12 protein-coding genes and 2 tRNA genes are annotated in these 12,877 nt (G+C 50.2%); 13 read left to right on the top strand and 1 reads right to left on the bottom strand.

All coding sequences use genetic code 11. From position 1 onward, the window contains the following. The first annotated feature begins 114 nt into the window (after positions 1-114). From rpsB to uvrA, 10 genes are all read left to right on the top strand, one after another. Positions 115-900 (top strand): 30S ribosomal protein S2, encoded by a 786-nt coding sequence (gene rpsB / locus Q7S09_00115; GenBank protein MDO8557584.1) that lies wholly within the window; start codon positions 115-117, stop codon positions 898-900. A 20-nt stretch (positions 901-920) separates the two neighbouring features. Further along, positions 921-1,508, top strand: coding sequence for a translation elongation factor Ts (locus Q7S09_00120; GenBank protein MDO8557585.1), 588 nt, complete (start codon positions 921-923; stop codon positions 1,506-1,508). A 3-nt stretch (positions 1,509-1,511) separates the two neighbouring features. Next, a complete protein-coding gene (locus Q7S09_00125; protein ID MDO8557586.1) occupies positions 1,512-2,183 on the top strand; it encodes a hypothetical protein in 672 nt (223 codons plus the stop codon). Between the two features lie 252 nt (positions 2,184-2,435). Continuing rightward, a tRNA-Thr gene (locus tag Q7S09_00130) sits at positions 2,436-2,507 on the top strand. Between the two features lie 247 nt (positions 2,508-2,754). Beyond that, positions 2,755-2,838, top strand: a tRNA-Tyr gene (locus Q7S09_00135). 265 nt (positions 2,839-3,103) lie between these two features. After that, the gene (locus tag Q7S09_00140) at positions 3,104-3,499 is read left to right on the top strand and encodes a hypothetical protein (protein MDO8557587.1); all 396 of its coding nucleotides are present in this window, start codon (positions 3,104-3,106) and stop codon (positions 3,497-3,499) included. Positions 3,500-3,838: 339 nt separating this feature from the next. Then, positions 3,839-4,135: a hypothetical protein gene (locus Q7S09_00145; protein MDO8557588.1), complete on the top strand. Its 297-nt coding sequence runs from the start codon at positions 3,839-3,841 to the stop codon at positions 4,133-4,135. 62 nt (positions 4,136-4,197) lie between these two features. Continuing rightward, positions 4,198-5,427, top strand: coding sequence for an SPFH domain-containing protein (locus Q7S09_00150; protein ID MDO8557589.1), 1,230 nt, complete (start codon positions 4,198-4,200; stop codon positions 5,425-5,427). 182 nt (positions 5,428-5,609) lie between these two features. Next, positions 5,610-6,215 (top strand): hypothetical protein, encoded by a 606-nt coding sequence (locus Q7S09_00155; GenBank protein MDO8557590.1) that lies wholly within the window; start codon positions 5,610-5,612, stop codon positions 6,213-6,215. 96 nt (positions 6,216-6,311) lie between these two features. Further along, positions 6,312-9,185, top strand: coding sequence for an excinuclease ABC subunit UvrA (gene uvrA / locus Q7S09_00160; GenBank protein ID MDO8557591.1), 2,874 nt, complete (start codon positions 6,312-6,314; stop codon positions 9,183-9,185). A gap of 63 nt (positions 9,186-9,248) precedes the next feature. Here the strand turns inward: uvrA and Q7S09_00165 are convergent, their stop codons facing one another. Beyond that, a complete protein-coding gene (locus Q7S09_00165; GenBank protein ID MDO8557592.1) occupies positions 9,249-9,866 on the bottom strand; it encodes a PH domain-containing protein in 618 nt (205 codons plus the stop codon). Between the two features lie 95 nt (positions 9,867-9,961). Here Q7S09_00165 and Q7S09_00170 point away from each other — a divergent pair, with 95 nt between their 5' ends. The 3 genes from Q7S09_00170 (at position 9,962) to groES (ending at position 12,800) form a co-directional block, all read left to right on the top strand. Further along, positions 9,962-10,876, top strand: coding sequence for a nucleotidyltransferase domain-containing protein (locus tag Q7S09_00170; GenBank protein MDO8557593.1), 915 nt, complete (start codon positions 9,962-9,964; stop codon positions 10,874-10,876). 63 nt (positions 10,877-10,939) lie between these two features. After that, the gene (locus tag Q7S09_00175) at positions 10,940-12,238 is read left to right on the top strand and encodes a hypothetical protein (protein ID MDO8557594.1); all 1,299 of its coding nucleotides are present in this window, start codon (positions 10,940-10,942) and stop codon (positions 12,236-12,238) included. A 271-nt stretch (positions 12,239-12,509) separates the two neighbouring features. Further along, positions 12,510-12,800, top strand: a complete 291-nt coding sequence (gene groES, locus Q7S09_00180) for a co-chaperone GroES (protein MDO8557595.1) — start codon at positions 12,510-12,512, stop codon at positions 12,798-12,800. Positions 12,801-12,877 lie beyond the last annotated feature (77 nt).

A 12,877-nucleotide genomic window follows, 5' to 3' on the forward strand; every position in this document is an offset into this window, starting at 1 on the left:
GTGCCCGGTGCAACAACGGGCAGAAACTTTTTTCCGATGAAGGTCATAAAATCCGTATCAATTAACTTCTTACTATAACTCGATTTGCACCTGCATCTGGTTGTAGTACCAGGTATGTCTCAAGACCCATCAAACAAAGTAGAAGACGTTATTCCTGCGGAAGCAGGTATTCCCGTTTCGCATCCGAAGCTCAATGTGCTTTTGGAAATGCTTCGGGAGGGAGTGCATTTTGGGCATCGCACGAGTCGCTGGTCGCCCAAAATGTACAACTACGTGCACGGCACGAAAGGAACCATTCACGTGATCAATCTGGAAAGTACGCTTGAAAAACTCGAAGAAGCGGAGGCATTCGTTGAAAATTTGGGACGTGAGGGGAAAACGGTTCTTTTCGTAGGGACCAAGCCGTCCGCATGCGCCATCATTGAAAGCGAGGCTAAGCGATGCCTCATGCCGCATGTCGTAAATAGATGGCTTGGAGGAACATTGACGAACTTTTCATCGCTTTCCAAGCGTCTTAAGTATCTTGACGATTTGGAGGCAAAAAAACAGCGCGGGGAACTTGCCAAGTATACTAAAAAAGAACGGGTTGATTTTGACAAGGAGCTTGCGGAACTTGAGGAAAAATTCGGCGGCATCAGGCAACTTACCAAAATCCCCGATGCGCTTTTTATCGTGGACATCACCAAGGAAACGACCGCAGTGCGCGAAGCAAAGCGCATGCGGGTCCCGACAATAGCCCTTGTTGATACGAACGCCGATCCCACGCTGGTCACGCATCCTATTCCGGCAAACGACGACGCGATCACCGCTGTCTCTTACATCGTGAAACGCATTGCCGACGCCATACTCAAAGGAAAATCGGCAATGCAAAAAACAGCGGAGCCGGAACAACATTTATAATCTTATCGCTTGTTTGTATCATGCCAATTTCTACGGAAGCGATAAAGAATCTTCGCGAAAAGACACAAGCGGCTTTGGGCGATTGCAGAGCTTCGCTTGAAGAGGCCGGCGGTGACATGCAGCGCGCAGAAGAGTTGTTGCGCGTTCGCGGAAAGCTTATTGCGGAGAAAAAAGCCAGCCGAGCCGCGCATGCGGGCATTGTTGAGGCATACGTGCATCAGAATGGCCGCGTCGGAGTGCTTGTGGAAGTGCGATGCGAAACCGATTTCGTTGCCCGCAATGAGTTTTTCAAAGCCTTGGCCCACGATGTTGCGCTGCAAATTGCGGCGATGAGCCCGTTATACGTGGAACCCGGAGAAATTCCCGAAGAGATTGTTTCGCGCGAGCGCGCGAATTTTGAGAAAGAATTTTCCTCATCGGGCAAACCCCCGGAGGTTGTTAAAAAAATCGTTGAAGGAAAATTGGCTAAACTTTTTGAAGAAAAATCTCTCTTGACACAGGCATTCGTGAAAGACCCTTCGCGAAGCGTTCGCGATATCATCACGGACATCGTGGGAAAACTTGGAGAGAATGTCCGCGTTGAACGATTTGTGAGATACGAATTTTAAGACATGCTTCCTACCCTTTTCATGCTTTTTGTGATAAGCGGGGTGACGCTTATCGTATTGTTTACGCGCAAGCTTCCGCAGGCCCGCGCTGTTATCGTGCTGAAAAACGCAATGTCTCCAGCCGTGCCGGTTGGTGCGGTGATGAACGCAGCTGCGGCGCAAGCCGGAAATATTTTTTTCAGGCTTCTCGAGAAGTTTTTACGCCGTTTTAAGATTATCGCGATGAAGTCCGATAACGCATCAACGGTATGGATACATCGCATAAAAGAGAGATCGAAAAATCTTTCGCTGCAGTATCACGATTGGCGCATGCAGAAGCACGGCCTGCCCAAGGTTTCGTTTGAATCTTCGCTGGTCTCGGATATTGAGGAATGGTTTGACGGTTTTTTTCACCGGTATTTCAGGAGAGGCGTGGGATACGACCGCACGACGGTGCGAGACGATCTGGAACCGCGCGAGAAGGTGCTGGTCGCGGCAATTCTTGCCGATCCGAAGAATGTCTCCGCGTATCGCGATCTTGGCTTGTATTATTTCGAGCAGGGGAATCTGCCCGATGCCCTTTCGGCCTTTGAAGCCATTCGCAAGATAGATCCGACCAACTCCGAAGCCGCCGATCGCCTGCGGCATATTAAGGAAGTATTGGGAATGCCGGAAGAAGGAACGCGTAACACGTAACGAGTATATATTTCTCGAGACCTCTTTTCCCGCGCACCAGACCAGTTTCACTGGTCGGAGCGGGGTTCCGCTCCGCCTCCTTTGTTGGCGGAGCTTCACTTTTTGCTTGAAATACCGTAAAATACAGGATATACTGCCACCTTAGCGAATTGGGCAAAATGCTCCGGGGGAGCATTTTGCGGGCGGTATCCTCGTTTCGAAAAGATGAAATCCGCCCAGGAAGAGCAGTTGGTTTGCACCAGTCCCGTTAGAGCCGACCTAGCTCAATGGCAGAGCAACGCTTTTGTAAAGCGAAGGTTCCGAGTTCGACTCTCGGGGTCGGCTCTAACGGGATAAACAAGTCGTCGGTTCTCCCGATTTTCACTTATTATGCAATAAAGAAATCGGGATCCTCGATGCCTAGGTATCGGGAGAATCCGACCTCAGGCACATCAACAAATGCAACGGGATAAATAAGTTATCAATGTTGGGCAGGCCCCCACACCAATTGATTAATAAGTTTTTTGTAGCGCTGGAAAAACATTATGCTATTTTAGAAGTGCTTTGTTGCTGGTATACTCGATTGGTGTGGGGGCAGGTACCGAAGTGGTTAAACGGGACTGGCTGTAGACCAGTTGGCATAACGCCTTCGGGGGTTCGAATCCCTCCCTGCCCACTAACAATTTTAAAACACCCAAGCGAGTGTTTTAAAATTTGTTTGTTGTGTTGATGAGGAGGGATTCGAAGGGAGCCAAAGTCTTGGCTCCCAGGGTTTTTACGACTGGAAGAATGAGGGAGTAAAAACGAATCCCTCCCTGCCCACCAAAACAAAAACCCAGACAGGGTGTTTTTTTGTTTCTGTTATGCTGAGAAACGCGGTTTCATTGACAGGCTTTTACTTGTGGACTATCCTCGAATAAGATCTTTAGAGGAGGAAAAAAATGAAGCAGCCAATGCAAGCCCTGCTCATCGCGCCGGAGCCGGAGATGCGCGACGCCATTCACGGTCACCGCAAAGAGATCACGATCCGAGAAGGGCATCGCGCCTATAACTTGGGAGTTGCGATGCTGTGTTGCCAAATCGTTCCTTGGGCGGTCTTGGCGGACATCACGAGCGTAAGGCACTGCCTCGCGAAAGAGGTAACTCCGGCAGAATACAAAGCCGATGGATTCACATCGCGCAAGGATATGTGCGAGCAGATGAGGAGATTTTATCCGAACTTCTCCATGGATTCCCCGGTAACCATTGTCCGATGGACCAATGCCCGCGGATTTTTCGTTGATCACCCCGAGGAGTACTCGGCATTTCACGACTCCGTGAAATCAATCATTGGCTGAAGACTTCCGACTGACGAGTAAAACCGTCAGTTTTTATTCATAAACGGGAGTGTGTGATTATGCCAGAACTAAGTTAAGCGTTTTTCGTCAAAAAAGTTCTTACATCATTCCATGCCGTCCATCTGAACAGATGAGTTGATGGCTATAGCAAAAGAAAAACCCCGGCCTATTGGCGGGGGTTATTATGTGATTAAATAATTTTCCCTTCAGGAAATTATTGACAAAGTTTTAAAGATTAGCTACACTACCATCTTCGCAGAATTCAAGGATTTTTGAATCTCTGCTGAAGAATCAGAACATTGTCAACTGAATACCAAGCCTAAAAAGGAGGTGAATGCCATGTTTTTTTGGTGGGCTCTAGAAACGATCGTTACCTTGCTGGTTTTTTACGTAGCAACCGGCCAAATTCTCATTCCTCTTTGGCGCGGGACGCCTTGCTTCCCAGGGTTCCGAAGTAAGGAAGCCGAGCTTCATCGGAAGCTTGAAAGGGCAAGGCAAGAGGAGATAGAGAGAGAACTTGAACTCCAGTATGAGGCTACTCAAAAGCAGGAGACCAGCCAAGAGGCCGACCCTGCTCCTCAATCTTCACCGGCCAGCGAAAGCCAGCCGGACCCAAAAAACCCTGCCGGTAGCTAAGCGTATCCCGGCGAACAGCGAAGAAGTTTTCGCTAAAAATTTTCTGAAAAGAGGAAAAAATCATGGAACTGACTGTGCCCCGCAGGGCGTTAGCTCTTGTGATAGCAGTTGTTGTCCTGGTCATTGGTCTTTTTTCCATCGGTTCTATTTTTGAGAACGTGGATGCCGGAGAAATTCTCGTTGTCCAGGACGTGTATGACGGCGAACTGCACTGGTACCCCACCGCCGGTTACAAACCGCAGTGGTTTGGGAAAGTGACCAAGTATCACAAACGCTCCCAATTCTGGTTCAGCTCAAGGCCGGATCAGGGAAATGAAGCGAACCAATCGCTCCAGGTCCGTTTCAACGACAAGGGTCACGCGAAGATTTCCGGGTCCCTTGCTTGGGAAATGCCGATCAGCGAAGAACATCTAACCATGCTGCACACCAAATACGGCAGCCAGGAGGCCATCGAGCAACAACTCATCCGCACGGTAGTTGAAAAGGCCGTGTATATGACGGGCCCCCTCATGAGCTCGCAGGAATCGGCAGCCGAGCGCAGGAATGAGCTTTTGCAGTTCATCGAGGATCAGGTCGCAAACGGCGTCTATCGGACCGAAACGGTTCAGGAGAAACAGGCGGATCCGGTTACCGGACAACAGAGGACCGTCAGCATTGTGAAGCTTGTCATGGAAGGCGGCAAAGTTGTACGGTCCGACGAATCTCCTTTGAAAACATTCGGTATCCGGACATTCAACCCCTCCATCAACGAAGTGGCGTACGATCCGACGGTTGAAGCACAGATCCAGGAACAGCAGAAGGCCACCATGGCGGTGCAAACCTCCATGGCAAACGCCAAAAAGGCCGAGCAGGATGCCATTACGGTAGCCAAGAACGGCGAGGCTCTTGCCGCGAAAGCCAAGTGGGACCAGGAAGTCATCAAGGCCACGGCGGTAACAAAAGCGCAACAGGAACTGGAAGTGGCCACGTTGGCCGCCAAAGCCGCCGAGCAGACAAAGCGCGAAAACATCCTTCTGGGAGAAGGCGAGGCCGAACGCAAGCGTCTGGTGATGAACGCCGACGGAGCGCTAGATTTGAAGCTCAAGACATGGCTTGACTCGCAGAAGGTTTGGGCGGATGCTTTCGCCAAACACCAGGGACCCATGGTGCCGAACGTCGTGTCCGGCAGCGGAGGCGGTGGCGCGAATGCCGCGATCAACGCCAACACCATGATAGAAGTGCTTGGCGTCAAAGCGCTCAAGGACTTGAGTCTCGACATGACCATGACGCAGGGAGCTAAGGCGCGGAAGTGATGGGTTTAAGAAAGCAAATTTAATACCCGTAGGCAGGAATTGCATATTCCTCCCGCGGGTTTTTTTATTTTGAGTAATATTTTAAGACTATTGACAATTATCACTAAATTATGTTACGATGAAAAGCACGTTGAAATTCAAAATTTAGACATCTAAATCTCAAAGAACAGGGGGAGGATGACATGTTAGGAAAAGTATTGAAAAAGTTCGGTTTTGCGAAATTGGCCTTGGGTGTGCTGATCGCAGGATTCCTAGCTGGGATTCTCTGGAATGCTCTGGTTTCAGATCAGACGAAGTATTACTGCTGGACGCGGCTTCCGCAGAGCCTCCAGACCGTATTCGATCCCGACATCCGCTATTCGGATCACTTTGTGGAAGTTCCATTGAGGGACGGAACGACCGCAGAGTTCTCCATCGAGGCGAAATTTCACGTCAGTCGGGGAAATAAATTTTTCGACCACGAGCCTGCAGTGGTAGAGCTACGTCGTCTTGCGCTGGAATTCGCCTGCTGGAAAGTTATGCTGGCGCATATGCCGGATTCGCAAACGGTTGAAAAGAGCCAGAAGGAACTTGAGGAAGAGATGCAGTATATTTTCGCCGGCAAGATAAGATCCGCCGTCGATCAAGTTGACGCTGTCAAGTTCGAGGTTCTCGACATCTCGATCCGCAGAATTGTAGTGAGACTGGCCGAGAATGAGTCGATAGGAGGCGATGCAACAGATCTTACGGCGAGTCGGCTTCCCGGTTCTGGTAAAGCCCGGAATAAATCGCAGCGATGTTTTTCATAAATAACATCCTGCGGTTTTTTTATTCCCGTATTGTTCAGAAGCCGTTGCCGCATCTTGACAGGCGTGGTACGATGGATAGCAACTATTGCCTCCCACATGAAAAAAACTTCTCATCAGGACATCATTCGAATCCGTGGCGCGCGGGTCCATAATCTTAAGAACGTCGATGTGGACATTCCGCGTAATAAACTCGTGGTCATCACGGGCCTTTCCGGTTCCGGCAAAAGCTCCCTTGCCTTCGACACGATCTACGCGGAGGGCGAACGGCGTTTCGTGGAATCGCTCTCAAGCTACGCCCGGCAGTTCCTGGGCGTAAAGGATAAGCCCGATGTAGACAGCATCGACGGTCTATCACCCGCAATCTCCATAGACCAAAAAAGCGTATCCAAAAATCCCCGTTCGACCGTGGGAACCATCACCGAAGTGTACGACCACCTCCGGCTATTATTTGCGCGCGTTGGCCGTCCGCATTGCCCGAAATGCGCGCGTCCCGTAGTGAAGCAGTCGGTGTCACAGATGGTCTTGAAGGTCCTTGAACTTTCCCGCGGCACCGATGTGGCAATTCTTTCTCCGCTCGTACGCGATAAAAAAGGCGAGCATAAAGGCGTGCTTAAGCGCGTTGAAGAGGGGAGGTATGTGCGCGTGCGGTTCGACGGAACGGTCATGCGGGTTGAGGAGGCGCTTGCCATGAACATTGACGCCAAGAAAAAACATTCTATTGAGATCGTGATAGACCGGCTTGAAATGGAGCGCGATCTTGACAAGGCGCGCCTCGCCGATTCTTTGGAACAGGCATTGAAGCTCGGCGATGGGACGGTGATCGTGCAGGCGGCAAATACCAAAGGAATTACGGATAATGCAAAAATAGATGCCCAGGACATTGTGTTTTCCGAGCGGTTTTCCTGTGCGAATTGCGGAACGAATTTGCCCGAAATTGAGCCGCGGCTCTTTTCCTTTAACTCACCGCATGGGGCATGCCCGCATTGCACGGGCCTGGGGACGCGTCTTGAAGTCGACCCCGACTTGGTGCTGCCAAATCCGAACCTGACGCTTGCAGAGGGCGCTATCCGTCCGTGGGCGGCCGCATCGCATCGCGTGGGACGCCAAGGATGGTATATGTATATGCTGGAAGAATTTGCGGGACGGAATAATTTTTCCCTCAATGTTCCGGTGAAAAAGCTTCCGAAAAATGTCACGGACCTTCTATTGTATGGGGAAAAGGGAAAGGCGGAGGGAAAGGTTGAAGGGAAGGTGTTTGAGGGTATCATTCCTAATCTTGAGCGCAGACATCGCGAATCGGATTCCGATTACACCAAAGCGGAGATCGAGCAATACATGATAGAGAAAATATGCGAGGCATGTCTCGGCAGACGATTGAAGCCGGAAGCATTGGCTGTAAAGTTTCTGGGGAAAGGGATCGATGAGGTTGTGTCGCAGACTTGTTCGGATGCCATGGCATTCTTCAAGAAGGTATCCGGCGAAGGACTTTCAAAGAATGAACTTGTCATCGTGTCTCCTCTTGCAAAAGAAATTCTCAAGCGCCTGCAGTTTCTGGTTGATGTGGGGCTCGATTACCTTACGCTTGACCGTTCGGCACGTACCTTAGCGGGCGGCGAAGGCCAGCGCATACGACTTGCGACGCAGATCGGCTCACAGCTGGTCGGAGTGCTTTATATTCTGGATGAGCCGTCCATAGGGCTTCATGCCAGAGACCATGACCGCCTCATCACATCGATCAAAAATCTCCGCGATTTGGGAAATAGCGTCATTGTGGTAGAGCACGACCGGGAGACGATTTTTGCGGCCGATTGGGTTGTGGATGTAGGACCGGGAGCAGGGAGGCATGGAGGCGAAATTGTTGCCCAAGGCACGCCTGAGACAGTCCGAAAAACCCATACGCTGACGGGAGATTATCTGGCGGGGAGAAAAGAGATCGAAGCGCCAAAAAAACTGCGCAAGGGATCGGGAAAATTCTTGGAAATTATCGATGCGAGCCAGCACAACTTGCGGCATGTCACTATGCGCCTGCCGTTGGGCACCTTCATCTGTGTTACGGGCGTCTCGGGTTCGGGAAAGTCCACGCTTATTATTGATACCATGGCCCGCGCGCTCGCCCAAAAATTATATCACGCTAAACCCCAGCCCGGAGCGTATAAGGATATGCGCGGCATCGAACACATTGATAAAATGGTGCACGTAGACCAATCTCCCATAGGCCGTACGCCCAGAAGCAACCCGGCAACGTATATTGGTGCCTTCACCCATATCCGAGATCTTTTTTCTCGGACGGAGGAAGCAAGGGTCCGCGGGTATGAGCCGGGACGGTTCAGCTTCAACGTAAAGGGGGGGCGGTGCGAAGCGTGCCGCGGCGAGGGAGTGCGGAAAATTGAAATGTATTTTCTGCCGGATATGTACGTGGAGTGCGAAGAATGCCACGGGCGCAGATACAACCGAGAGGCGCTGGAGATCTTATACAAAGAAAAAAATATCTCCGATATTCTGGAGATGAGCGTTGACGAAGCGCTGAAATTTTTTGACGCCATTCCCTCCCTGAAGCAAAAGCTAAAAACGCTTTCCGAAGTGGGGCTGGGATATATCAAAGTTGGACAGGCAGCTACCACGCTTTCCGGAGGCGAGGCGCAGAGAGTGAAGCTTGCCACAGAGCTTTCGCGCAGAGACACGGGGCGCACGCTCTATATTTTAGACGAGCCGACAACGGGGCTTCATTTTGAAGATATCAAGAAACTTCTCCACGTGTTGCAGCGCCTGGTAGATAAGGGCAACACCGTGCTGGTCATCGAGCACAATCTTGATGTTATTAAGTGCGCGGACTGGATTTTGGATCTTGGCCCCGAAGGAGGGTCCGGCGGCGGCGGCATTGTTGCCGAAGGCACTCCGAAGGATATTATGAAGGCGAAGGGAAGCTATACGGGGGAGTGGCTGAAGAAATTCATGAAACAGGAAACATGAAGCGTGAAGCATGAAAAAAAGAAAGGCTGGGGGAGGCCCCAGCCCGTGATATTCTTTCGCTGTCTAACCAGCCCGAACTTTGACGAGAAGGCCCTCATGTCCGACGAGTGCGGATTCAATTTCTGCCTTCTTCTCGTAAGGCCCCTCGATAGCAGGAATCTCCCACTTCTGCTCCTTCGCTTCGGCGTTGGTGAATGTAATCGTAGTGATCTCCAAATCGCCGGTGTTCAATAGGCGCCCCATACCCGATTGGCGAACGGTGATGTCGGTGATTCTGTCGAATATCACTTGCGCCGTTTCTTTCGCGAATGGGAATCCAAAGCTTTCACTGACCAATTTCTCATGGCGGCCGGCGCTGTTCTTGTGAAGCGTAGTCACTGTTTTCGTGCTGTAGATAGCTGTGCCCAGACCCGAGAGAGCGATGATCCCGATGACGACGTACGAGAGGACCATGCCGCCATAACTGAAGACCACTGCTTCTTCATACTCAAATCGGCTTAAGAAATCGAGTTCTTCAAATGCTTTGAAGGAGTCCACGCCGAGTTTGGCATAGACCGAGTCAATGTAGCCGGAAAGCAGTGTGGCTCCCGTGAGCAGAATGCCAATCCAGACGAGTTCGGCCAAGTATAGACCGAGGTATCCCTTCTGAGTGGTTCTCAGGACAGTTGTGTTCGTATTCATTGTTAATTCCTCCTCGATTTCGCCTTTATTGAGACTTTTTTAGGAAAGAGCCAAATTCTTGTTTACTATTTATATTATAGAACTAGCATATAAATATGTCAAGCGAAATTCTCGCTACGCTCACCTATCACGACATTCTCAACTGCCCCCTGACTGCGTGGGAAGTTTTTAGGTTGCAAATAGCGGACGAAAGGCACTTCGTTATCAATGACTATGCGGCAACGCTTGAAGAACTTGAACGGCTTAAGACAGAAGGGAGCATTGGAGAAAAAAATGGGTTTTACTTTTTGAAAGGACGCGAAAGTTTATATGAAGAGAGGATCGAACGCACAAAGACTGCGGAAGAAAAATGGCACGAGGTTTTGTGGGTGCTGAAATTATTCCCTTCGGCGCCTTTTGTGCGGAGCGCATTTCTTTCGGGGTCGGTTGCAACGGGAAATGCCACCAAAGGAAGCGACGTGGATGTCATGGTCGTTGCCGAAAAAGGCCGCATATGGACCGCGCGGCTATTTCTTTCGTTGCTCGTTCTTTCATGCGGTAAACTGCGCGCAACCAGACTCTCAAAAAAAACATCCGGCAAGATATGTCTGAATCACTACGTAACGACCATATCGCTTGGACTCAAAGCTCGGGGGCTTTATAATGCCGCGACATATGTGCGTATTATTCCCATTTTTAATCCGGAGATGCTTAAAAAATTTTATGATGCGAATCGGTGGATTTTCAGATTTTTCCCAAATGCGTCTGCCGAGAAATTACATCAAAAAACATTTCCAGAAAACCCGTTTTTTTTGAGGCTGCGATGGCTTGTGGAAGCGCCCTTGCGGGGAAGATTCGGCGACCTAGTCGAAAGAGGATTATCCTATGTCCAGAAGATCTTCATCCAAAAAAACCCCTTAACGCAAAGCCGTATAGGTAGGATCGTAGCGGAGGACGAAGAGCTCGCTTTTCACCCGGATTCCCCGGAACGCGAGATACTTGACAAGTTTACAGGAAAAATGCTACAATAAATTGTTCGAACTTTGTGTTCGGATAAGTACTTTTAAAAAAATCATACTGTCCCGGAGGCTCCTATGGCTAGGATACGTTTGAGGCAGGATACGAGAGATTTAGATGAAGCATTCGCCAAACTCGAAGAGGCTAAAAAGCAAGAGAAGGCCGAAGAAGAACAGCGCTTCAAGGGAATCACCGTTAAGTTTGTAGAAGCGGTGGAGGCGACGCTTCGGAGACTGGCGAAATTGTCCGAAAGAGTAGCGCACGAGACTCTTGCGGAATTCAAGAAGATCGCCGATGTCAACGCTATTCCTCAGGAGAATGTGAGGAATTTTCTCGCGCGAGCGGAGGGTCAGGAAATATTCGGGTTTGAGCTGACCTTTACGGACAAATCGCGCTACCTTCTTTTCTTTCAGCACTGTCGGAATTTTGAAGAACGCCACCCGTTCTCCGCAAAAATGATCCAGTATCCGCGCCAGGAACGCGGAACGGAAGGGCATGTCGCCATCAACGCATCACGGGTTTTCTGCTACGGCAATTCACAGAGGGGTATTATCCGCGTTCTTACGGACGCCTCTTATGGTGAACTTTCGCGCGTGGTCGAAGTCGTGGTGCAGATACGTCTTAAGGGCATCCAGGAAGAAAATTACCTGCGCCAGGCTCTGCAGATGATCCAGAGAGAAGGGTATTTGGTCGATCCGAGAGAGCGGAAGGGAAAATCGCTGCCCCGATACGATGACCGTGATTTTTTTCAGCGTAGCGCCTGGGATGACAGCCACGGCGCGGATTACATGCTTCCGTACTGCTCGAAAGACGGCCAGTATCTCGTCATGAAACTTCAATTGAAATCCAATCCCGACGACGTCAAAGTCCATGCCAAGCGTTTCGCGACCATTCCGTGCATTGTAAGTCCTCGGGGGCTTTGCAGGAGATATCCAAGGCCCGTTGAAAAAATAAGTGTCTTGAAGGAGATGACCTTGCTTGCCATGATTGCGAACGCCCAAGGCACCGTTCTTCAGCTTTCCGATGACCCGGTTGCATTGGTCCTGGGCGCTCTTCTGAAGAAGAACGTTATTTCTCAGGCCGAGAGAGAGGTTTACGAGTGCCGTATGCGCGACCATCATTGGGGGCATAAGCGGTATCTTTTGTACCATATGCATTTGTCCAATGGAGAGAAGATCAGCTTTGCGGCCTTTGCAGAAGATTGGAAGGGTCGGCATCGTCTTTTCAATCGCGATCATCCGAATGTGCCATATGTAGTAATGCAGCCCCTGGAGAGCGAAGAAGCTATCGCGCAGGACCTGGAAGACCAGATCCTACACATGCTTCCTCTCGAGGCCGTACAATCCCAAGAAAACACGTCCCACGTTTCTTCATGAGCGTGGGATTTTTTATACCCATATTTTCCACAAAATTTGCACAAATTCTTCCTGGGACGCTTTGTTAAATAGCTGTTGACAATATCTTCACCATCCTTATAATGCCTTTAGAGATTAGCAGTTAAAGGTCTAGAGTGCTAAATTAGCAATATCACGAATTTACAGATATCACACGAATATACAGATTCACGAATGCATGGAGGGGTTACAGTCATTCGTGAATTCGCGTTATTCGCGTGACATTCGTATCATTCGTGATTAGCAGAGCTTTATGCAATTAAAACCCTTACGCGATTATGTGGTCATCGAGCCCGTCAAGGCAGAGGAGCGCACGAAAAGCGGCATTGTTCTACCCGACACGGCCGACAAGGAAAAGCCGGAACAGGGCAAGGTGATTGCCGTAGGTTCGGGAAAGGTAACGGACAGCGGACAGAAGATTGCGCCGCAGGTGAAGGTGGGCGACACGGTGCTGTTCACTAAGTACGGTCCCAACGAGGTCAAGATCGATAAAAAAGAGTACCTCATTTGCAAGGAGGAAGATATTTTAGCAATACTGGAATAACAATGGTGGGCTCCCCCGCCCAAATTTTGCAAGTAGCGCGTGCGGCAGGCCGCTTCGCGCACCAAGGGATGTGCCTA

The organism is bacterium, assembly GCA_030649025.1.
Taxonomy (GTDB): domain Bacteria; phylum Patescibacteriota; class Minisyncoccia; order JAUYLV01; family JAUYLV01; genus JAUSGO01.